Annotated in this window: 22 protein-coding genes, 3 tRNA genes and 1 other annotated feature; of the genes, 21 read left to right on the top strand and 4 right to left on the bottom strand. The window is 34.8% G+C overall.

Annotation, left to right across the window (positions count from 1 at the left end):
• Positions 1–241 precede the first annotated feature (241 nt).
• The 3 genes from BUA73_RS01470 (at position 242) to BUA73_RS01460 (ending at position 2,051) form a co-directional block, all read left to right on the top strand.
• Positions 242–769, top strand: coding sequence for an acyltransferase (locus tag BUA73_RS01470; protein WP_242942306.1), 528 nt, complete (start codon positions 242–244; stop codon positions 767–769).
• A gap of 57 nt (positions 770–826) precedes the next feature.
• Positions 827–1,804, top strand: a complete 978-nt coding sequence (locus BUA73_RS01465; RefSeq protein ID WP_072901495.1) for a GNAT family N-acetyltransferase — start codon at positions 827–829, stop codon at positions 1,802–1,804.
• A gap of 67 nt (positions 1,805–1,871) precedes the next feature.
• Complete coding sequence (locus BUA73_RS01460; protein WP_072901493.1) at positions 1,872–2,051, top strand: YjfB family protein; 180 nt, start codon at positions 1,872–1,874, stop codon at positions 2,049–2,051.
• 112 nt (positions 2,052–2,163) lie between these two features.
• Here the strand turns inward: BUA73_RS01460 and BUA73_RS01455 are convergent, their stop codons facing one another.
• Entirely contained in the window at positions 2,164–2,946 is a 783-nt protein-coding gene (locus tag BUA73_RS01455) for a conserved phage C-terminal domain-containing protein (RefSeq protein ID WP_072901490.1), read from the bottom strand.
• Between the two features lie 198 nt (positions 2,947–3,144).
• Here BUA73_RS01455 and BUA73_RS01450 point away from each other — a divergent pair, with 198 nt between their 5' ends.
• The 13 genes from BUA73_RS01450 (at position 3,145) to BUA73_RS01390 (ending at position 14,782) form a co-directional block, all read left to right on the top strand.
• Positions 3,145–3,390, top strand: coding sequence for a hypothetical protein (locus BUA73_RS01450; RefSeq protein WP_072901488.1), 246 nt, complete (start codon positions 3,145–3,147; stop codon positions 3,388–3,390).
• A 280-nt stretch (positions 3,391–3,670) separates the two neighbouring features.
• Complete coding sequence (locus tag BUA73_RS01445; RefSeq protein ID WP_072901486.1) at positions 3,671–4,906, top strand: alpha/beta hydrolase; 1,236 nt, start codon at positions 3,671–3,673, stop codon at positions 4,904–4,906.
• 72 nt (positions 4,907–4,978) lie between these two features.
• Positions 4,979–5,791, top strand: a complete 813-nt coding sequence (locus BUA73_RS01440; protein ID WP_072901484.1) for a class I SAM-dependent methyltransferase — start codon at positions 4,979–4,981, stop codon at positions 5,789–5,791.
• 90 nt (positions 5,792–5,881) lie between these two features.
• The gene (locus BUA73_RS01435) at positions 5,882–6,445 is read left to right on the top strand and encodes a DJ-1/PfpI family protein (protein WP_072901481.1); all 564 of its coding nucleotides are present in this window, start codon (positions 5,882–5,884) and stop codon (positions 6,443–6,445) included.
• 109 nt (positions 6,446–6,554) lie between these two features.
• Positions 6,555–6,641 (top strand) — tRNA-Leu (locus BUA73_RS01430).
• Between the two features lie 120 nt (positions 6,642–6,761).
• Positions 6,762–7,457 carry a response regulator transcription factor gene (locus tag BUA73_RS01425; RefSeq protein WP_072901477.1) on the top strand — a complete coding sequence of 232 codons (696 nt, stop codon included), beginning with the start codon at positions 6,762–6,764 and terminating at the stop codon, positions 7,455–7,457.
• The gene (locus BUA73_RS01420; protein WP_072901475.1) at positions 7,444–8,892 is read left to right on the top strand and encodes a HAMP domain-containing sensor histidine kinase; all 1,449 of its coding nucleotides are present in this window, start codon (positions 7,444–7,446) and stop codon (positions 8,890–8,892) included. Before BUA73_RS01425 ends, BUA73_RS01420 begins: the two co-directional genes overlap by 14 nt.
• Before the next feature lie 93 nt (positions 8,893–8,985).
• Entirely contained in the window at positions 8,986–9,498 is a 513-nt protein-coding gene (locus BUA73_RS01415; protein WP_072901473.1) for a DUF2680 domain-containing protein, read from the top strand.
• 570 nt (positions 9,499–10,068) lie between these two features.
• Positions 10,069–10,602 (top strand): helix-turn-helix domain-containing protein, encoded by a 534-nt coding sequence (locus BUA73_RS01410; protein ID WP_072901471.1) that lies wholly within the window; start codon positions 10,069–10,071, stop codon positions 10,600–10,602.
• 68 nt (positions 10,603–10,670) lie between these two features.
• Positions 10,671–10,921 (top strand) — a binding site (T-box leader).
• 72 nt (positions 10,922–10,993) lie between these two features.
• A complete protein-coding gene (iorA, locus tag BUA73_RS01405) occupies positions 10,994–12,817 on the top strand; it encodes an indolepyruvate ferredoxin oxidoreductase subunit alpha (RefSeq protein WP_072901468.1) in 1,824 nt (607 codons plus the stop codon).
• A gap of 2 nt (positions 12,818–12,819) precedes the next feature.
• On the top strand, positions 12,820–13,446 hold the full coding sequence (locus tag BUA73_RS01400; RefSeq protein ID WP_072901466.1) for an indolepyruvate oxidoreductase subunit beta: 627 nt from the start codon (positions 12,820–12,822) through the stop codon (positions 13,444–13,446).
• Complete coding sequence (locus BUA73_RS01395; protein WP_072901463.1) at positions 13,409–14,641, top strand: phenylacetate--CoA ligase family protein; 1,233 nt, start codon at positions 13,409–13,411, stop codon at positions 14,639–14,641. Before BUA73_RS01400 ends, BUA73_RS01395 begins: the two co-directional genes overlap by 38 nt.
• A gap of 54 nt (positions 14,642–14,695) precedes the next feature.
• Positions 14,696–14,782 (top strand) — tRNA-Leu (locus tag BUA73_RS01390).
• A 54-nt stretch (positions 14,783–14,836) separates the two neighbouring features.
• Here BUA73_RS01390 and BUA73_RS01385 read toward each other — a convergent pair.
• Positions 14,837–15,781 (bottom strand): LCP family protein, encoded by a 945-nt coding sequence (locus BUA73_RS01385; RefSeq protein ID WP_242942305.1) that lies wholly within the window; start codon positions 15,779–15,781, stop codon positions 14,837–14,839.
• A 139-nt stretch (positions 15,782–15,920) separates the two neighbouring features.
• On the opposite strand from BUA73_RS01385, the gene BUA73_RS01380 reads away from it, so the two are divergent.
• The 5 genes from BUA73_RS01380 (at position 15,921) to BUA73_RS01360 (ending at position 19,155) form a co-directional block, all read left to right on the top strand.
• Positions 15,921–16,394 carry a VanZ family protein gene (locus BUA73_RS01380; protein WP_072901458.1) on the top strand — a complete coding sequence of 158 codons (474 nt, stop codon included), beginning with the start codon at positions 15,921–15,923 and terminating at the stop codon, positions 16,392–16,394.
• A 48-nt stretch (positions 16,395–16,442) separates the two neighbouring features.
• Complete coding sequence (gene dcd / locus BUA73_RS01375; protein WP_072901456.1) at positions 16,443–16,964, top strand: dCTP deaminase; 522 nt, start codon at positions 16,443–16,445, stop codon at positions 16,962–16,964.
• Positions 16,965–17,042: 78 nt separating this feature from the next.
• Positions 17,043–18,392 carry an MATE family efflux transporter gene (locus BUA73_RS01370; RefSeq protein ID WP_341465297.1) on the top strand — a complete coding sequence of 450 codons (1,350 nt, stop codon included), beginning with the start codon at positions 17,043–17,045 and terminating at the stop codon, positions 18,390–18,392.
• A gap of 87 nt (positions 18,393–18,479) precedes the next feature.
• Positions 18,480–18,554 (top strand) — tRNA-Thr (locus BUA73_RS01365).
• Between the two features lie 160 nt (positions 18,555–18,714).
• Entirely contained in the window at positions 18,715–19,155 is a 441-nt protein-coding gene (locus BUA73_RS01360) for an OsmC family protein (protein WP_072901452.1), read from the top strand.
• Between the two features lie 99 nt (positions 19,156–19,254).
• Here BUA73_RS01360 and gdhA read toward each other — a convergent pair whose 3' ends face one another.
• Entirely contained in the window at positions 19,255–20,607 is a 1,353-nt protein-coding gene (gene gdhA / locus BUA73_RS01355; RefSeq protein WP_072901450.1) for an NADP-specific glutamate dehydrogenase, read from the bottom strand.
• Entirely contained in the window at positions 20,607–21,263 is a 657-nt protein-coding gene (deoC, locus tag BUA73_RS01350; RefSeq protein ID WP_072901448.1) for a deoxyribose-phosphate aldolase, read from the bottom strand. The genes gdhA and deoC overlap by 1 nt, the downstream gene beginning before the upstream one ends.
• Positions 21,264–21,378 lie beyond the last annotated feature (115 nt).

Here is a 21,378-nt window from a genome sequence, read left to right as displayed (position 1 = left end):
AGGTGAAAATTTGTGTTTACCAGAAATATTTTTTCCAATTAGATTTTATAACATACTAATCTGTATTTAATTAAGTCATTATGACTATTTTGGGGTAGGCTTTATATTTTAATGGTAGTATAGAATCCTTGGGGTAATAAGTAATTCCTTACTAATTAATAGTATAGCTCTTCTCTTTAATTGCATTACTCAAAAAATGATCTAATGAATGTATTTTATATATATGCGAGGTTTAAAATGTATGGATAGGAATATGCTTAAAAAAGTTCTAGAATATTATGATGAATTCTTATATAGTTTTTTATTAAAGAACAGGGATATAATGCCCAATAGATTTAAAAAGATAATAGCTCAATTTTATCCTGATGCAAGAATAAGGAAACAATATTTAGAGGAGTTCAGTGTAAAAATGCAAGAAGGGACTTATAGTAATATTGGGTTGACTGTAATATCAGATGGTGCAAATACCCCCATGGTAGAAATAGGCAGAAATGTATCTATTGCACCTTTTGTAACATTCATATGTGATTCTAATCCTAATAATGCCATTGAACTAAAAAATATAGAATATGTGAAAAATAAATTAATAAAAAATGAGAAAATAATAATTGAAGATGAAGTTTGGATTGGAGCAAATGTAACTATACTTCCAGGTGTAATAATAAAAAAAGGATGTATTATAGGAGCAGGAAGTGTTGTAACAAAGAATACGGAACCTTATTATATATATGTTGGAGTCCCTGCACGAAAATTAAAAAAAATTAAATAAAATTAGGTGATTATTATTCATATTACTTGGTTTAAATTATTTAGACAGGAGTTTATTATGATTAAAGTAATAGAAGCAAATGAAACGTATTATGAAAAGTGGGATGAATTTATACAAAAATCAACAAATGGAACAATATTTCATACAAGGAAATTTTTATCTTATCACGGAGACCGCTTTTCCAGTGGTGAACAGTTTTTAATTATATTAAAGAACAATACTTTAATAGGTCAAATTGCTATTTTTGTCAATGAAATCAATGGTAAAAAAGTAGCTGTTTCACCATATGGAGCAAGTTATGGAGGGGTTGTATTGCAAAGACAACCAAGTTATTCAGAAGGAAGAGCTATTATAAGTGCTTTAATTGAGTATTTAAAACAAAATATGATAAGTGAATTTATCATTACACCTCCAATAAATTGTTGTTCAAATGTATCTTTAGATACCTTTTATTTTAATATGCTTGAACAGGGATTTAAAATAGTTAACCAAGATATTTCTTCTGTTGTTAAATTTGATGATGAACCAATAATTGATAGAATAACTTCAAAAGCCAGACAATTTTCAAGAAAAGCAATTAATAATAATATAAAAGTAGCAAATGAATCTAGTGATTTAGATGGTTACTGGGTTGTTATGGATAAAACTTTCAAAAAGTTGGGTATAAAGCCGACTCATACAAAGGAACAACTGAAAAATATTATGACACTTTTTCCTAAAAGAGTATTTATAGATATAGCTTATAAAGAAGATATACCCATTGCAGGCATAACTTATTTTGTAATAAACGAAAGAGTTAGCAGTTCTTTTTATCTTTGTCAAGATCCTAGGTATCAAAAATATCAAGCTTTAACTTTACTTGTAACAAATGCTCTTCAAAAATTTGAAAGAAAAGGATATAAATATTTCGATTTTGGAACATCAAGTGCAAATATGATTGCCAGAGAAAATATATTTTCTTTTAAAGAACAGTTTTCAAAGAGTGGGTATTTTAGAACCACTTTTAAATGGCAGAATAGTATTGTTAAATACTAAGATATTTTATGAATTAAAGTAAGCACAAATTATCGAGTTGTAAGCATATTTTAAGTGAGGTGATTAAATGGATATAGGTGCGTTATCAATGGTGATGAATCAATCGAAAGTACAAGAAGCAGCTAACATAGCAGTTATGAAGATGGCAATGAATACTGGCAAAGAAAATGCTATGCAAATGACAGAGATGTTAAAGAGTGTGGCAGTGGACCCAAATTTAGGACAAAACTTTGATGCTATAGTATAATCCTTAGCCACAGCCCCCTTATCTCTGCCAATATTTTATTAAGAAAGTCACCTATGTGGTGGCTTTATCTTTTGAATGAAAAGCTGTGTTTGACTTTCCAGTGGTGAATTACTTATTCCCAACCTAGCAATTTTCTCTCTAAGGATTCAAAATCATAAGTGCGCTGCGGATAATTTGTAAAGTTGCCTTTGCATGATTTGAATGTAGTTTTCTCGTTTAGATAGCCTTCAAACTTGTCCCCAAAAAGTGTTTGAGGTCGTAAATATTTGCACATCTCTGTATTTTCCCAGGACTCAACTTTTTTATCAATGACAGTTTTAAAATCTTCCTCAGTAAAACCTTCGCTCAACCTGGCACTTATGAGCTTCACTGTTTTTTCGCAGGATGGGCTATACTTTAAGTTTGCCCTTTGGTTTAGATACTCAACTATATTTATACATATTTTTTTATTAAAATCGTTTTCTTTAAAAGAAGAATTATTAAAAGATCTATCTTTTGTTATGGTGTTTTCAACATGGGTTTGTTGATTATATAACGGAGGGTAGGTGTCATTTTTAACATAGGAGGTAGGCAATTTTAACGACAAAAACTCCTGACCAAAGCTATAAAAGGAGTATGTACCATTTTCTTTTAATGTCATATGTTTTAAAACCCTTAATTTCACCATTTTTTTTAGTTTTCTATAAATGCGATCCTTGGAAATGTTTAAAATCGGCAATGATTCCATTATGGCATCGTATTTAAGCCAATAGTACACATCCCCCTTGTGTTTGTGTTCAATCATCTTGCCAGTTTCCGCAAAATCTGCAAAATACCTTAGAATTACCGCATCGTCCATGTCCATGCCCAATCTGCATAAGGCTTCTTGCTTAAAACCTAAAATAGAATTTCTCATTTTACCAAAACTCCTCTCAACTTGAAATCAATCCTTTTAATAATATATACGACGAAGCAATTATAAAACTACAAAAAAATATGGATATTTCTTTTTAACTATGAAGAACTTAAACCAGGTTTAAAATCATAGGACGTTGGAAAAGCTAATATAAAGTGAAATAAAAACTAAGAATAAGACGACGAAAGGATTATAAAAATGGAGAGAAACACAAATTCAGAGAGAAATGATGATAAAGCAGACATGATTGAGGTGGTAGAGACCTTGGAGGAGAAAATAAAAACAGACCTCAAAATTGTGCCAGAAGAAAATAATGAAAATGAAGAACTTGATGATATGGGTGGCAACTTGGAAGATATGGGTCCAGAGTATTTCGAGGACGAATTGGGGGATGAAGTGGAAAAAGAAAGGGAAAAAAGATATTTCGACAAAAAATTTGAATAGGTGAGTTAGAAAAAAACTAATTATTTTACCATATAGCCCTTCTAGTAGATTAAAAAGCTGCTGATGTGGCTTTTTTGTTTTTTCCATAAAAAAGCTATGTTGTATATGTTGGTGTAGGGATTACTTTTATGATTAAGTAATGATTAAGACCTTTTTGTATATAATACCATCATTATTATGAAAATTCTTTGTACAGATCCATGCAATCGTGGTAAAATGTTTACAATAATATAAATGAAATATGGCATAATAAAAGGTGATTTTACAGGGGGTAAAAAGTGTGACTAATCATAAACAAATTCAAAGCGCAAAAATAGCAGATCTATATGAAAAATTGATAAAGGGGCAGTGTAATGCACTAGATATTTTTTGGGATGATATAAAACAAAGTGGCTCACCTATTATAGAAGAAATACATGGTGATGATAAAAATGTCATGGTGACTTTTGTATATAGGGCAAAGGATGAAATTGAAAATGTGGTGGTTTATGGGGCATTCCCAAGCTATAGATATAAAGAAAATCTCATGGAGCACCTGCTAGATACTAACCTATGGTATAAAACATACATTGTGAGAAATGACATAAGATTCGGTTATAATTATTCCGTAAATGATGCTTTAGATGATGATTACAAGAAAAGAAATATGAATTTTATTTTAGACGAGTTTAATAAGAATAAAATAGTTTTCCTGAAGGACGACGAAGATGAAGAAGATATGGATATACAAAGATCTTTTGTAGAATTATCTAAGGTAAAAGATGATGTATGGACAAGAAAAATGGACCATAAGTGTAACGGGACTTTAGATATAACTAGGTATGAAAGTAAAAGTTTGAATAACACTAGAAGAGTTTGGGTGTACAAACCTTTTGGGTATGATAATAATGACAATGATGAAAATATCAAAGAAAAAAATAATCTTATTGTGCTAACAGATGGTTTTATGCAAATTAATATACTTAATGCGGTGACTGTCTTGGACAACCTTATATACCACAACATGATACCGAGAAGTCTTTGTGTTTTTGTGGATAGTAATAGTGACAGGGTGAATGAGTTAGCTTTCAACAAAAAGTATGGCGAGCTTATTGTAAATGAAATTTTACCATGGGCTCGTAGTAAGTATAATGTTACTGATAAACCAGAGGAGACCCTTATAGGTGGAGTCAGTCTTGGTGCCCTTGCTTCAGCGTATATAGTTCTTGAGTTTCCTAACGTGTTTCATAATGTTCTTGCGCAATCAGGTTCATTTTTCTGGGATAATCAATGGTTAATCAATAGATATATAGATAGTGAAAAGGTGAACTCTAAATTTTATTTAAATGTGGGATTTTTAGAGGACAGACCTTATGACGATGAACCTGTAATGAGAGATTCTATTGATAAGTTGCGAGATGTGCTTTTGAATAAGGGATACGAGGTTGCCTATGATAGATTACCTTCAGGACATGATTATCTAAGTTGGGGAGAGGGTCTTGCCAATGGTCTTATAGCTCTTATGGGAAAAAAGTAATCTAAGAATAGGCTTTATGGAGCCACAATATGGACGATTTTTAAATATGATGTGAATAGAGGGTATTGAGAAATGAGTGATAATAAGTCGAAATTAATTGAGCTATGGGATAGTGTTGCAAGCAATTACGCACAGTTAGGTCCAAACTATTGGCAGAAATTTGGGCAGAGATTAATAGAATTATCCCACATAAAAAAGGGGGCGCATATTTTAGATTTAGGCACAGGACGTGGTGCGACATTGTTTACAGCATCAAGTATAGTTGGGGATGAGGGACGGATTATTGGCACTGATATTGCAGAAAATATGGTTAAGATGACTAATAGCGAGATCCAAGATAAACATATAAAAAATGCAATGGTAATTCAATGCGACATGGAACAAATAAATTTTTTAGATGAATTTTTTCATAACGTTACAGCAGGGTTCAGTATTGGGTATATATTAAATAATAGTCAGTCCTTACAAAATATTGTCAGGATGTTAAAGAAAGATGGAGAACTATCTTTTAGCATTTGGGGGACTCAATGTGATCAACAATGGCTCACGGATATAGTGGATGAATATCTAAACCAACATAAAAAAGAAGAAACAACAAGCAATCACCATATTGTGAATAATATAAAGGTTGCATTAAAAGCTGTACATCTAAAAGAAATAGAGGTTTATGAAGAAGAAAGTGAAGTAATATATTTAAATGAGGCTCAATGGTGGGACGAGATGTGGAACAATGCTGTAAGAGGAATTTTTGAAAGTATACAAAATCTCGGGGAAGAAAAATTTAAAGAGTTTCAGTTTAAAGTAAATAAAAAGTTGCAATATTATAAGAATGAAAAGGGCATATGCTTTAACATGAATGTTATATATTTTATAGTTAAAAAGTAAGTGGAGAAGCATAAAACTTATGTTAAATTAGGATAATGTGAATAGTAATATTCATCAAGAATATTATCTATATTAGTTTGGAGGGGTATTATGAAAAAGGTTTTATTGTATTTGTATAACAACATGGCAGATTTTGAAGTTACATTAGCTTGTGATAGTTTGAGTAGCATAGATGGTATTGAGCTTATTACATTTGCTCAGAATAAAAATAATGTGGAAGCAAATTCTAAGCTTAAGTATGTTCCGGATATGACTTTGGAAGAAACTTTGAAAATTGAAGACATAGATGCACTTATAATACCAGGAGGATATGAGAGAATTTGTAGTGACAATCTTGTAAAACTCATAAAGTCACTGGATTATAAGAAAAAACTTTTGGCAGCTATATGTGCAGCACCAGAATTCTTGGCAAAATCAGAAGTTCTTCAAGGACATAAGTTTACCACTAGTTTAAATAAGGAATATTACACGGAAAACAACATAGAGGACAAGTTTCAGTGGGACAATTATGTGGATGAAAAAGCAGTAAGAGATAGCAACATTATCACAGCAAAAGGGAATGCTTTTGTAGAATTTGCGGCAGAAATATGTGATTATTTAGGAGCCTTTCAAAACGCTGAAGAAAAACAAGAATTCTGTCTTTATTTTAAATAACTAGGTGGCTGAAAATGAGAAGTTGAAAAAATTTAAAATTTCCTCTTGAAATCTTCAGGTATATTGTATATAATAATCTGTGTCAAAGATAATAAATACAAATTACTATGCGGATGTGGCGGAACTGGCAGACGCGCTAGATTAAGGATCTAGTGGAAGAGATTTCGTGCAGGTTCGATTCCTGTCATCCGCACCAAGATGTTATATGAAAACAAATGCCGGACTTTTTAGTCTGGCATTTGTTTTTTTAAAAAAATATAAGTATAATATTTGTAAGATGTGCTAAAGAATAATAATGATGAAAAAAGGAGAAATTATGCAAAAACTGCTTATTGTAGATGATAATAAACAAATTACTTCTATTCTAGAGGAATATGCAAAAAAAGAAGGTTATGAAACTTTTTTTGCATTGGATGGGGAAGAGGCAATAGAAAAATTTGAAGAGCATAAGCCGGATGTTATGCTTTTAGATGTTATGATGCCTAAAAAGGATGGTTTTGCTGTTTGCCGAGAAATACGAAGGGTATCTAATGTGCCAATTATTATGGTTACTGCCAGGGGAGAGGATTTTGAAAAAATTATGGGTTTAGAAATAGGGGCCGATGATTATATAGTAAAGCCTTTTTCACCGGGAGAAGTGATGGCTAGAATTAAAGCTATTATGCGGAGAATTGTACGAGAAAAAGCGCAAGCACAGGTATTTACTTATGACAATTTAACTATTAATTTGGATGATTATACTGTGACAATTGATGATTCTTTAATACCGTTGACAAAAAAAGAAATTGAAATCTTTTGGATATTAGCTACTTCAAAAAATAAGGTGTTTTCTCGCGAAAATCTTTTGAACGATGTATGGGGCTATGATTATTTTGGCGATAATAGAACTGTTGATAGCCATATCAAGCGTTTAAGAGCAAAAATTGCAGAATTTAATCATCCGTCATGGGAGATAAAAACCATATGGGGTGTTGGATACAAGTTTGAGGTGGCCTTAGATGAAAAAAAATAAGATTGCGTTAAAACTTAGCATGAATTTTGCCGTGGCTCTTATAATTTTTTCTCTAGTCATTGGTGTTTTCTTCTTTTTACTTTTTAAAAACCACACTGTGGAAATGCATAAAAACCAACTTCAGAAATATGCAGAATCATTGGCAGGAAGCTTATCTGGAGACAACAATCATAAATTAGGAAATGGCATGGGTGGCTATGGCGCGTATCTTAAATTTATTGTGGATGTTGCAGAGACGGAGGTTTGGATTGTAGATGAAAATTCTAATTTCATAACTTCTGGAAAGGGACAGGGGATGATGAATGGATCTTCTACTTATAATCGGTCCCAGCTGCCGCCCAACGCCAATGAACTCATCAACCAGGTTTTCCGCGGTAAAACAACCTTTAGTCAGGAATTCAGCGAAACTTTCATGCAGTCCACTTTAACTGTGGGGACACCTATAAAAAACGAAGATGGATATGTATGGGGCGCTGTACTTCTTCATTCGCCTATAAATGGCACTACATCGGCTATTAAAAATGGATTTTCAATCCTTGCAATAAGCATTTTCTTGGCACTTATAGTTGCCTTTGCACTATCCATGGCACTTTCTTTTTCCTTTACAAAACCATTGACCAAGATGAAGTCCGTGGCCTTCCAATTATATGAAGGCAATTATTCAGCTCAATGCAATATTAAGCAAAATGACGAAATTGGCGAACTGTCCCAGGTATTGGACTTACTTTCAGAACATTTGGAGAAAGCGGACAAGGAAAGCAAAAAACTGGAGAATATGCGCCGTGACTTTGTAGCAAATATTTCACATGAGCTTCGGACTCCCATCACCGTAATACGAGGTTCACTGGAGGCTTTGTGTGATAAAGTGGTAACGGATCCTGAAAAAATTCAGGAGTATTATATTCAAATGCTTACTGAGGCTAAATTTTTAGAGCGTCTTGTGGGGGATTTGCTGGATTTATCTAGACTTCAAAATGTGGATTTTGTAATAGAAATGCAAGAAGTTTGCATTTGTGATGTATTATCCGATGTTTCTAGAAGCATTCTACAGGTGGCGAAGAAGAAAAATATCCATGTAAATACGGAGATGAAGGGGGATTGTACAACCATCCTTGGTGACTATGGCAGGCTGAGACAAATGTTTTTGATCATTCTTCACAATGCTGTGAAATTTTCACCGGAGAATTCAAGTGTTGACATAGTAGCCTTGGACCATGAAATAAAAATTCGAGACCATGGGCCAGGTATTGCTGAAGATGATCTACCCTATATATTTGATAGATTTTATAAAACCCAGGGTGAGGAAAATAAGAGTGGCACGGGGCTTGGACTTTCCATTGCCAATCAAATTGCAGAACGGCATAACATAAGAATCATTGCTAAAAATTGTCCAACGGGTGGTGCAGAATTTGTATTTCAAATACCTTCAAAATGAAAAAGAAAAAACATAGTTTTGACATAATTTATGTGTATTATTTAATTAAAGCAGAAAACAATCTGCAAAATTAAATTTTGGGAGGTAATAATAATGAAAAATCTAAAAAAAATCATTGCAATGGGAGCTGTTGTTTTAACTGTTGGAGTAACTTCTATCACTGCATTGGCTGTATCATCATATAAAACCCCTGCAGAAGCAGTTGCTGGAATAACTGGTAGAAGTGTAGACCAGGTTATTGCTGAAAGAAAGGATAAAAATAAAACTTACGGTACTATGGCATCAGAGGCTGGTAAGTTAGAAGAATTTAAAAAAGAAATGCTTGAAATTAAAAAAGCTAATCTTGCCGAAAAGGTAGCTAAGGGTTCTCTTACACAGGAAAAAGCGGATGAAATTATTGCAGCCATTGAAAAGAACCAAGAAAATTGTGATGGAACTGGTAAAGCTAAAATAGGTAAAAACATGGGTGCTAAATTTGGCAATAATAAACAGGGTAATGGGCAGTGTGATGGAAATGGCAATGGTAATGGAATGAAAAATGGTAATGGAAAAGGGAAAGGCCTTGGTGGTATGAGACTTCAAAATGGAACTTGTATGGCAGAGTAAAACAATAATAGTAAGTAGTAAAATTTAAATTTATGCTAAAGAATTAAGAAAAGCAGTGTTCTGTAAAAAATAAACAGGCACTGCTTTTGCTTTAAGGAGTGGTAATAGGGTTTACGATGCCTAACCACACTAGGTCTATATCTGTATCAAATTGCTCTATAAGGTTATAGGAACCGTTGTGAATGCACCAGTCGAAAATAAGGCCCCTTAAAAAACGAAATATGTAATCGGTAACATAGGCACAGTCTTTTATACGCATAAAGTTGTTTTCTATACAAAGGTGTACATAACAGGGGCGAAATCTACAGATATGCAGTCGCCAGAGAGTTGTGAGCACCTTTGTGGCAAGTGTGTACAATATGCTGAGCGTTGGAAAGATAAGGCTGATGTGCTTTGGGAAGATAGTTATTGTTAATATACAGGAGAGGCTTATTTTTGCACTTTTTTATATTTTTATAGTTTAGAAAACCCATCACTTTCTCAAATACGTCGTTATTGTTGTTAATCTTCTCTACTGATACAATATGATTAGAAACCGGTTTTGAATAGTGAAATGAAGGGAGAATTTTTATGGCAATAAATCAGGAAAATGTCGGCAAAAATATTGCGCTTTTGAGAAAGGCTAAGGGTCTTACACAAAATGAGCTTGGTGATAGACTTTGTGTATCTTATCAGGCTGTTTCCAAATGGGAGCGAGGTGAGAGTATGCCCGATGTGGGGCTTTTGGTTGATCTTGCTAATATACTAGAGACATCAACGGATAATATTTTGATGGGTGGAGAAAAAATGTTGAAATATAAAAGAAAAATAACCATGGACCAAATTATGGAGGGCATAAATTGTCTTGACAATATGGGTAAATTGCTGGGAAAGGATACTCTAATGTATCGTTATGCCATAGATGGCATAAACAATGGTATGAATATGGATATCCAAGAAAACTTAAAAAATGAATATGAAAGAGAAGCATTAGTAGCAGAGGCTGTTATCCAAAATCTTATGGTTGGAGCTTATATTGATGTATCGGATGTAAAAAGAAATTTTAAAAACACTCACTTCGCAGAAGTTGTTTTAAAATATGCTGAAAAGTATGAAATAAAATAAAAAATATTTCAAAAAATATTGACAATGTTCTTAAAAAGATGTACCATAAAATAGAATTGAATATTTAGTATAAACCGTTGAAGCGGAGATAAAAAAGTAAAAAGCCCTTACAGAGAGCGAGGATAGCTGAGAGCCTTGCAGGAGACAGTACTTTAAATGGACCGCTGAGGGTATGGTGAAAGGTCTAGTAAGGCTGAGTATTCCATAACGTAACAACTGCGTCATTGTTGAAGAATATGTCAGTATTCTGCAAAGAGGCAAGCTTAAGGCTTGCAAAACAAGGTGGCACCACGGGAGTGAATTTTAACCCGTCCTTGACATTATATGTCATGGGCGGGTTTTTTGCGCTTAAAAATGTTCATCTATTTTTATATGAAAGGGGATTTTTATGATGAAAAAAGACATGATTATGGGAAATGAAGCCATTGCATTAGGGGCTATGGTGTCTGGTGTGAATTTTGTTACTGGATATCCAGGGACGCCTTCTACAGAAGTGTTGGAAAGCATAGTAAAGTTTAGCAAAGGGGACATATACGCAGAATGGTCTGTAAACGAAAAGGCAGCAATGGAAGTAGCGGCTGGGGCAGCTTATGCTGGAGCCAAAACCATGGTTACTATGAAACAGGTTGGGCTTAATGTGGCATCTGATCCACTTATGAGTCTTGCCTACATTGGAATAAAGGGAGCTATGGTTATTGTATGTGCCGATGATCCAGGTCCTATATCTTCTCAGACGGAGCAGGATACTAGAAATTTTGCGCAGTTCAGCAAATTGCCAGTTTTTGATCCGGCAACTGTGGAAGAGGCTTATGAAATGATACAAGATGCTTTTAAATACTCTGAAGAGTATGGTACACCTGTGTTGTTTAGGCCTACTACAAGGATATGCCACAGTTATGCTTCCCTTCACTATGAAGAAAAGTATGTTCCTTGCAAGCCAATGGGCTTTGTGAAGGATACTTCAAAATGGGTGATTTTTCCCAAAACTTCGTATATGAATCACAGGAGAATATTAAAAAGAAATGAGGAATTGGCTGAACAGTTTGGAGCTTATAGATTTAATACCATAGAAGGTTCTGGAAAAAAGGGGATTGTAACTAGTGGTGTAAGCTATGGCTACGTGAAAGAGGCTTTGGATATGATGAATGTGACACTGGATAATGTGAGGATTTTAAAAATTGCTACGGCTTATCCATTTCCTGAAAGTCTAGCTTTGGAGTTTTTAAATAGTGTAGAAGAGCTTATGGCAGTTGAAGAATTAGATCCGGTGCTAGAAAATGAACTGCTAAAAGTATGCGGAAAGCATCATATTAATATTAATGTCATGGGAAAATTTACGGGGCACATGAGTGATGCTGGAGAAAATTCCATAGACAGTGTAAAAATTGTTTTGAAACAGTATCTTGGATTATGCCAGCATGGGGAAAAATGCAATTTTACTGAGTTAAGCAGTGGTGGCGTAAATAATGTGGTACAAAGACCACCAGTATTATGTGCAGGATGTCCTCATAGAGCTTCTTTCTATGCGGTTAAGAAGGCTATGGAGGGCAGGAAGGCTGTGTTCAACGGTGACATAGGATGTTACACTTTGGGAAATGCAGCGCCACTTAATATGGTGGATACCTGTCTATGCATGGGTGCCGGAATTACCATAGCTCAGGGTATAGGTAGAGTTAGTGATGATACAGTAAATTTTGCATTTATAGGTGATAGCACATTTTTTGCATCAGGCATTACAGGGGTTATTAATGCGGTGTACAATAGGGCTGATATGGTGTTGGTTGTTTTAGACAATTCCATCACTGCCATGACGGGCCATCAAGTAAATCCAGGCATGGGGAAAAATGTTTTTGGCCAAGTAACTAATGTAATCAGCATTAAGAAGGTATTGGAGGGCATTGGTGTGGATATGGTAGTGGAAGCGGATCCTCTAGATCATCAAAGGGCTGTACAAGCTGTAAAAAAGGTGGTAGATAAAAAAGGTGTGAGAGCTATTATATTTAAATCCCCATGTATTGCAATCCACAAAAGTAGAAAGTATGCTTTTGTTTGCGAAGAAGAATGTATAATGTGTGGGAAGTGCATTAGAGAAGTGGGCTGTCCGGCTTTATATGATGATGGGGAAAAAATTTATATAGACAAAAATTTGTGTAATGGCTGTATGCTTTGCCAACAGGTTTGTCCTGTCAATGCTATAAAAGGAAGTGAGAAATAACTATGAGTAAAAATTATATTTTATGTGGTGTAGGTGGACAGGGAATTGTGCTTGCCTCTAAATTATTATCTCATTGTATAATGGACAAAGGGGTGCAGGTGAGAACGGCTGAAACCATAGGTATGGCACAAAAAGGTGGCAGTGTGGTTACTCATTTGAAGATGGGAGACAAACTGTATTCTTCATTAGTGCCCAAACAAGGTGCGGATGTAGTCATAGCTTTTGAAGCTATAGAGGCTCTTAGAAATCTTCCATATCTTAAGGAAGACGGTGTCATGATAGTGCATAAAAAGGTAATTACTCCTTTTGGAAAAGTGGCTCAGGAGGAATTAAAGGAAGAAAATATCATAAAAGAATTGAAAAATAAAGTTAAGAACTTATACGTGGTGGATGGAGAAAAAATTTATAGGGAAGTAAAGAGCTACAAGGCTGTAAATGTTATGATGGTTTCTATGGTGTGTCTTTTAGGACTAGTGGATATCACTATAGAGGAGCTAAAAAATGCCATTGAAAAGTGTATAAATCCAAAGTTTCATAATATGAATATAAATGTTGTGGAATTATGTAAAAAATATAAAGGGGAGATTTTAAATGAGAATGAAGGAAGAGCAACTACAACTTATTGTTAAGCAGCTTAAGAACCTTGTGTCCAAGGATTGTTTTTACAAAGAAAAATTTAAGGACATAAATGTGGAGGATATTAAAACCCAAGAGGATTTCGAAAAGCTACCATTTACATGGAAGGGAGATCTTAGGGAAGCATATCCCTTGGGTCTTATGGCTGTACCACAGGAGGAAATTGTTAGAATTCATTCTTCTTCTGGTACTACGGGGACACCAGTTATAATTCCATATACGAAAAAGGATGTAGAAGATTGGGCCATCATGTTTGCTAGGTGCTATGAAATGGCTGGGGTCACAAATAAGGACAGAATTCATATAACCCCTGGTTATGGGTTGTGGACTGCTGGTATTGGATTTCAGGCAGGGGCTGAGAGGTTAGGGGCCATGGCAATTCCTATGGGTCCTGGCAACACTGAAAAACAGTTAAAAATGCTTATGGATATGGAATCTACGGTGCTTTGTGCCACATCGTCTTATGCTCTGCTTTTAGCGGAGAGCATTGAGAAAAAAGGCATAGGAAATAAGATAAAATTGAAAAGAGCTCTTATTGGATCTGAGAGATGGGGATACAAGATGAGAAAAAGAATAGCCAATGAACTTGGTGTACAACTTTTTGATATATACGGCCTTACAGAGGTTTATGGTCCAGGCATAGGCATAAGCTGCCACCATGAATGTGGTATGCATATGTGGGATGATTATATTTATTTTGAAGTGGTGGATCCTAAGACTGGTGAGGTTTTACCTGATGGTGAAATAGGTGAGCTGGTAATCACCACTCTCAAAAAGGAAGGTGCTCCTCTTATACGCTATAGAACTCACGATCTTACAAGAATTATACTTGGCCAATGTCCATGTGGTTCAAAATATCCAAGAATTGATACTATTTTGGGCAGGACGGACGATATGATAAAGGTAAAGGGTGTAAATATATTTCCAAGTCAGATAGAAGAGTTTTTAAAGGATGTTGAGGGAGCTTCTAGTGAGTACCAAGTAATTATTGACCACCTGTATGGAAAAGATATTTTGACTTTGTTTGTGGAGTGTGAAGAGGGGGTAGACAAAAAACAGCTTGAAAATACGATTGTGGCTGAATTTAAAAATAAAATCGGCATCACTGTAAATGCAAAAGCAGTTGGAATGGGTGATTTGCCTAGAAGCGAGAAAAAATCCACTAGAATCTTTGATAATAGATATTAAAATTTATCCTTGCAATGTAAGTAAATTAGGAATATAATAAATTGCGAGGAATATGCGGATATGGCGGAACTGGCAGACGCGCTAGATTCAGGTTCTAGTGAAAGCAATTTCGTGCAGGTTCGATTCCTGTTATCCGCACCAAAAAATAAGGGCTAGTGTCATGGATTAAAAGTTCCATGGACCTAGCCTTTCCTTTTATTTTTTATCGTTGAATAGATATTCTTGCAACTCAGTTTTTACTGTGGGAATATCAAATTTTAAATAGTATATACCTGTGCTCATATCTCCTTTGCACTGTCCATCCCTTGGAAAACGCTCCTGTTGTAGATTATGGCTTTGCAATGTAAATAGCTTAGTGCCCAGAGAAAGAAATTCGCCATATGTTAAGTTTGTTTGAACTAAAGGCAGCATATCATTTAGCAGTGACGGGTATGATGTAGGTGATGCTTTTAGCGCTTTGGCGTAGATAGCGGACATAACAGTTCTATGTCTGTGAGTTCTTTCATAATCACCACCAGTAGCATGCCTAATTCTGCAATAAGCTAAAGCTTGGGCACCATTTAGTAAAGTGTCGCCCGGCTTAGTTAAACCCGGAATATGTTTTATTTCCTCTTCAATAATGGGAATATTAATTCCTCCCATAGAATCGATTATTTTTGGCAAGGATGAAAAGTTTACCGACAAGAAATCTTCTATGTTGAGACCAAAGTTTTCGTTTAAAGTCTTTATGGCTAACGTAGGTCCTCCAAAGGCGTAGGCGTGATTGATTTTGTCCATGCCATGGCCAGGTATATTTACATAAGAATCTCGCATTATGGAGGTTATTTTTACTTTGTCGTGTTTTTCATCTATGGTAGCTATCATAATAGAATCTGAGCGCCCACGATGACCGTCATTTGCATCTATACCAAATAAAGCGATGTTTTTTATTGACTTGTGGTCTTCAAATTTTTCCAGCTCTTTTTGTGGTACAATACTTAGCTCTTTATTATCCAATGGAATGTTATTCATCTTGTTGAATAAAATAAAAGAATATGACATAATTATAAAAAATGAAAATAATATTAAAAAAATTAAAATCACTAAAACTTTAAATATAGTTGGTTTTTTACGAAATTTACTACACAAATTTAAACTCAAAATATGTCCACCTCCAGTTTATGATGATTTAATTTTAACATTTTTTCAGTGAAATAGAAAGTGGACAATGAAACTAATTATGTTGAAGTTGCCAAAATTTTTGCATTGAATAAAAAATATATATAATGGAGGAAAAACAATGAATAGATTAAAAAAGTTTACATACACAATACCAGCTGGGCTGTGGATGGTTATTATATTTGCCTTTTCTCACCAGCCCGATGATTTATCTAGCAAAAACAATCATTTTATAGCTGAGTTGTTGAGGAAAATTCATATTTCTCTATTTGAAAATATGGATTATGAATTGTTGAATTTGCTCATCCGCAAGGCCGCTCACATAACAGAGTTTCTTATTTTGTTTTTCCTTGTGTATTACGCAGTAAAAAATATTTGCCAAAATAACTGGGAGCTTACATCTTCTATAATTACATTGCTATACGCTTGCAGCGATGAGTTTCACCAGTTATTTATCAAGGGAAGGGCGGGAAGAGTACAGGATGTATTAATCGACTCCATGGGGATAATAATTGGCCTTATTATATTGAAGATTATCAAAATTATAAAGGACAAGAAAAAATCTAGCCATATGAGGAAAATGGGTATACAATAAATATAATAGTTTTGTTTGTCATATATTTAATTTAATCGGAGGAAATAAATGATTCTATCAGGGAAAGAAATACATAAGCATATTGGGAAAGAAATAATAATAGAGCCTTTTGACGAAAAAAGATTAAATCCTAACAGTTATAATCTGTCTTTGGCCAACGAGCTTCTAGTTTACGATAATGAAGTGCTAGATATGAAAAAGCCCAACTCAGCGTCTAGAATTATTATACCGGAAGAGGGCCTTCTTTTAGAGCCAAATAAGCTTTATCTTGGCAGAACCAATGAGTTTACCAGCACAACTAAATATGTGCCAATGCTAGAAGGAAGATCTTCTACGGGTAGATTGGGGCTATTTATCCACGTTACAGCGGGCTTTGGCGACATTGGATTTTCAGGTTTTTGGACTCTTGAAATATTTTGTGTCCAACCAATAAGAATTTACCCTAATGCTGAAATCTGTCAGATTTATTATCACCACATAGAAGGAGATTATGAATTGTACAAAAGCGGCAAATATCAGAACAATACTGGGATACAGCCAAGCCTAATGTACAAAGACTTTGAAAAATAGCATATATAACTTGAATTAATTAATATAAAGAGATAGAATTGATAGGTATCTATATTGACGAAAGAAGGTGTTATGCGCATGAAGTCTAGTGCAATATTGATGACTAATGGTTCCATAAGCAAAAAGATAATTAAGTTTGCCCTTCCAATATTTTGGGGCAATGTATTTCAGCAACTATACAACATTGTGGATTCCTTGGTTATCGGAAATTTTGTAGGTAGGGATGCCTTGGCTGCCATAAGCTCTACAGGATCCTTGATTTTTCTACTAGTGGGATTATTCGGTGGAATATTTATGGGGGCAGGGGTGGTGATTTCTAAATATTTTGGAGCAGGAAGCGAAGAAAATGTTAAGAAATCTATACATACTGCTATTTGTTTTGGTTTGATTGCAGGTACTTTTCTTACTGTCATAGGACCTTTTTTAGCTCCAGCTATACTTAGAATAATGGGGACTCCAGAAAGTGTTTTGCCTGATGCAGCATTGTATGTAAAAATATATTTTGGGGGAATTTTGTCCATAGTTATGTACAACACTGCCAGTGGAATTTTCCAAGCAGTGGGTGATAGCAAGCATCCTCTTTATTACTTGCTAATATCCTCTGTTATCAATGTGGTTCTTGACTTGCTATTTGTGGCTGGATTTGGCATGGGCATTGCCGGTGCAGGTATTGCTACCGTCATAGCTCAAGGAGTAAGTGCCATATTATCTTTTAGATATCTTATGAAGGCAAAGGATATATATAGGGTTGAATTTAAAAAATTACATTTGGACAAGGGCATGTTAAAACAAATTCTTCACATGGGGATTCCTTCAGGCATTCAGAATTCTGTTATTGCACTGGCCAACATGGTGGTACAGTCTAACATAAATGCTTTTGGGGCTGTGGCAGTGGCTGGTTGTGGGGCTTACTCCAAAATAGAGGGTTTTGCTTTTATCCCTATTACTAGTTTTGCCTTTGCCATGACCACATTCATAAGTCAAAACTTGGGGGCAAAGGAATATGACAGAGCCAAAAAGGGAACTTATTTTGGCATAGCCGTAAGTACCATAATGGCTGAAGTGGTTGGAATAATATTTTTCCTAGCAGCACCATTTCTCATCAGTGTTTTTAATAGGGAAGCAGATGTAGTTCTTATTGGAACCAATCAAGCTAGAATTATATCGCTGTTTTACTGCCTTCTGGCATTTTCACATTGCATTGCGGGTATACTTCGTGGTGCAGGTAAATCTTTAGTGCCAATGCTAGTTATGCTAATATGTTGGTGTGTAATTAGAGTGGCATATGTAACTGTTACCATCAACTTTATCAACGATATTAAGGTGGTATTTTGGGCATATCCAATAACTTGGACCCTTAGTTCCATTGTTTTTGTAATATACTATTTTAAGTCAAATTGGCTTCATGGACTGGATAGCAAAGTATAATTTTTTAAAAATATTTGATAATTAATTTGTTTGGTGATATAATGATTTCGTAAAAACAAGGTCGGTTACAGCCGCCTTGTTTTCTATGCTGATGTGGCTCAATGGTAGAGCAGCGGTATCGTAAACCGCAGGTTGTCAGTTCGATCCTGACCATCAGCTCCAAAAAAACCATGCGATTTTAAATTTTGCATGGTTTTTTTTAAGTAAATTTTAAAAAAAATTCAGAAAAAGTTTTTCATAAATATTGGATTTTTAATTTAATTATGCTATTATATTCACATGGTAGTATAGCTACTAATAAAGCTAAAAAGGAGATCATATTATGTTAACAACTTTTAAAGCAACTGCTAAAAAATTATCTGATGGTTTACAAGTAGAAACAAATGCTAGAGGTTTTAAAATCATAATGGATGAACCAAAAAATTTAGGTGGCACTGATGAGGGAATGAACCCTGTTGAGGCACTACTTTGCACACTAGGAGCATGCCAAACAATTGTAGCAAGTGCTTTTGCTCCAGCTCATAATTTTACCTTTGAAGAATTTCACGTTGAATTAGAAGGCGATTTAGACCCAGACGGTTTTATGGGTAAAGCAGATGTAAGAAGTGGTTTCCAAGAAATTCGTTTTGTAATGCATTTTAAGACAAACGAGCCAAAAGAAAAAGTAGAAGCTTTTGCAAAGTTTATTGAAAATACATGTCCAGTAGGAGATTGTCTATCTAATGGAGTAAAATTGGTGATGTCAGGTGTTGAAATTGATTAATTAGTAGAATACATAAAAAGCAGCCCAAAGGCTGCTTTTTTTAATGTAGCCTCCTATTTTCTATACTTATATTATATGTTGTTAAAAAAATATCAAGTTTTAATATATACCCTGAGCATTCATGGCTTCAGCAATTTTAATAAAGCCTGCCATATTTGCACCGGAAACTAAATCATAGCCTAAGCCATATTCTTCAGCTGTGTTCATGGCGTTGTTGTGTATGTTTACCATAATACTATGTAGTTTTTCGTCTACCTCTTCTGCAGTCCAGGAAAGTCTCATGCTGTTTTGGGACATCTCAAGGGCAGAGACAGCAACTCCACCAGCATTGGCAGCTTTTGCAGGTCCTATTAGTACCTTGTGTTCTTTAAAATATGATATAGCGTCGTTGGTTGTTGGCATATTGGCTCCCTCGCAAAGGAAAGAAACTTTGTTTTCTACTATATTTTTTGCATCCTCTAGAGTAATCTCATTTTGTGTAGCACAAGGCATCACTATATCACATTTTACCTTCCAAGGTTTTTCCTTAGGGAAGAAGTCACAGTTAAATGTATCAGCATAATCTTTTAAAGTCAGTTTCCTTTTGTTTCTCATTTCAAGAAGGTAGTTAAGCTTTTCCTCTGTGCACACGCCATTTTTATCGTAGACATACCCATCAGATCCTGAAATAGTAATGACTTTTCCACCAAGGTCCGCAACTTTTTTACAAACACCCCAGGATACTTGACCATAGCCTGAAACGCATACTGTTTTGCCTTTCATATCTGTTCCTTGATGTTTTAACATTTCCTCACAGAAGTAAACGGCACCGTAGCCTGTGGCTTCAGGTCTTATAAGGCTGCCACCAAAAGTTAGACCTTTACCCGTTAGAACTCCATTCTCGTAAGAACCTCTTATTCTTCTGTATTGACCGAAGAGGTAAGCAACTTCTTTTCCACCAACGCCAATATCGCCAGCGGGAACATCTACATTGGGACCAATATGCCTATATAATTCTGTCATAAAACTCTCACAAAAACGCCTTATCTCACTATCTGATTTGCCCTTTGGATCAAAGTCAGAACCACCCTTACCACCGCCAATAGGAAGGCCAGTTAGGGAATTTTTTAGGATTTGTTCAAAGCCAAGAAATTTTATGATGCCAAGGTAAACAGAGGGATGAAATCTAAGGCCACCCTTGTATGGTCCAATGGCTCCATTGAATTGAATCCTATAACCACGGTTCACGTGAACTTTATTATTGTCATCTGTCCAGGGAACTCTAAACATTATCTGCCTTTCTGGCTCGCATAGCCTTTCAAGAATGTTGTTTTCTATATATTCTGGGTGCTTATCTAGAATTTTTTCAAGGGTAGGGAGGACTTCTTCTACAGCTTGAATAAACTCCTTTTCGCCTGAATTTCTAGATTTTACATTTTCAATTACGGAGTTGATATAGTCTTTTGTATTCATTACTTTTCTCCTTTATTTATTAGTTTGATTATTTTACTTGTGCCAAGTCTGTCAGCTCCAAGTGATATGAATTTCTCAGCATCTTCTAAGGAGGATATACCTCCAGCAGCCTTTATCTTTATTATCCCTTTTAATGTTTCATTCATGAGCTTAACGTGGTGGAAGGTAGCTCCACCAGTGGAAAAACCTGTGGAAGTCTTTATAAAGTCAGCCCCTGCATGTGCCACTATATGGCACATCATGGTTATCTCATCATCACTTAGAAGGCAAGTTTCTACTATAACCTTTAATATTTTATCACCACAGGCGGATTTTATATCCTTTATTTCTTTTTTTATTTTTTCATACTTTTTGTCTTTTAACATACCTATGTTTATGACCATGTCAATTTCATCGGCGCCATTTTCTATGGCATCCGTGGTTTCAGCTAGTTTTATCTTACTAGTGCAGTAGCCATTAGGAAAGCCAACCACAGTGCATACCGGTATTTTGCCCTTTAAGTAATCGTGACATGTTTTAACATAGCATGGAGGCACACATACTGAAGCAGTTTTGTATTCTAAAGCTTCACGGCATAGTTTTAATATATCCTGTTCAGTACAGGTAGGGTTTAGCATAGTATGGTCAACTTTGGTTAAAATATTATTAATATCCATTTATACACTGCCTTTCAATAAAAAGATTAATTGTATAACATATATTATACATCTATATTTATATATAATTAATAAAAAAGCAATATATTTTATAAATAATGATAAAATATATTGA

Origin of the sequence: Hathewaya proteolytica DSM 3090 (assembly GCF_900142225.1) — a bacterium.
Lineage (GTDB): Bacteria > Bacillota > Clostridia > Clostridiales > Clostridiaceae > Hathewaya > Hathewaya proteolytica.
Note: the sequence above shows the minus strand (reverse complement) of the source record. Positions and strands in the feature narration are given on the sequence as shown.

Bases quoted from the DNA above. Each gene is read 5' to 3' on its own strand.
- BUA73_RS01395 (WP_072901463.1), top strand. From the start codon at position 13,409: ATGAGAATGAAGGAAGAGCAACTACAACTTATTGTTAAGCAGCTTAAG.
- BUA73_RS01460 (WP_072901493.1), top strand. From the start codon at position 1,872: ATGGATATAGGTGCGTTATCAATGGTGATGAATCAATCGAAAGTACAA.
- BUA73_RS01370 (WP_341465297.1), top strand. From the start codon at position 17,043: ATGAAGTCTAGTGCAATATTGATGACTAATGGTTCCATAAGCAAAAAG.
- iorA (WP_072901468.1), top strand. From the start codon at position 10,994: ATGAAAAAAGACATGATTATGGGAAATGAAGCCATTGCATTAGGGGCT.
- gdhA (WP_072901450.1), bottom strand. From the start codon at position 20,607: ATGAATACAAAAGACTATATCAACTCCGTAATTGAAAATGTAAAATCT.
- BUA73_RS01420 (WP_072901475.1), top strand. From the start codon at position 7,444: ATGAAAAAAAATAAGATTGCGTTAAAACTTAGCATGAATTTTGCCGTG.
- BUA73_RS01425 (WP_072901477.1), top strand. From the start codon at position 6,762: ATGCAAAAACTGCTTATTGTAGATGATAATAAACAAATTACTTCTATT.
- BUA73_RS01380 (WP_072901458.1), top strand. From the start codon at position 15,921: ATGAATAGATTAAAAAAGTTTACATACACAATACCAGCTGGGCTGTGG.
- dcd (WP_072901456.1), top strand. From the start codon at position 16,443: ATGATTCTATCAGGGAAAGAAATACATAAGCATATTGGGAAAGAAATA.
- BUA73_RS01400 (WP_072901466.1), top strand. From the start codon at position 12,820: ATGAGTAAAAATTATATTTTATGTGGTGTAGGTGGACAGGGAATTGTG.
- BUA73_RS01465 (WP_072901495.1), top strand. From the start codon at position 827: ATGATTAAAGTAATAGAAGCAAATGAAACGTATTATGAAAAGTGGGAT.
- BUA73_RS01410 (WP_072901471.1), top strand. From the start codon at position 10,069: ATGGCAATAAATCAGGAAAATGTCGGCAAAAATATTGCGCTTTTGAGA.
- BUA73_RS01455 (WP_072901490.1), bottom strand. From the start codon at position 2,946: ATGAGAAATTCTATTTTAGGTTTTAAGCAAGAAGCCTTATGCAGATTG.
- BUA73_RS01470 (WP_242942306.1), top strand. From the start codon at position 242: ATGGATAGGAATATGCTTAAAAAAGTTCTAGAATATTATGATGAATTC.
- BUA73_RS01440 (WP_072901484.1), top strand. From the start codon at position 4,979: ATGAGTGATAATAAGTCGAAATTAATTGAGCTATGGGATAGTGTTGCA.
- deoC (WP_072901448.1), bottom strand. From the start codon at position 21,263: ATGGATATTAATAATATTTTAACCAAAGTTGACCATACTATGCTAAAC.
- BUA73_RS01360 (WP_072901452.1), top strand. From the start codon at position 18,715: ATGTTAACAACTTTTAAAGCAACTGCTAAAAAATTATCTGATGGTTTA.
- BUA73_RS01450 (WP_072901488.1), top strand. From the start codon at position 3,145: ATGGAGAGAAACACAAATTCAGAGAGAAATGATGATAAAGCAGACATG.
- BUA73_RS01435 (WP_072901481.1), top strand. From the start codon at position 5,882: ATGAAAAAGGTTTTATTGTATTTGTATAACAACATGGCAGATTTTGAA.
- BUA73_RS01415 (WP_072901473.1), top strand. From the start codon at position 8,986: ATGAAAAATCTAAAAAAAATCATTGCAATGGGAGCTGTTGTTTTAACT.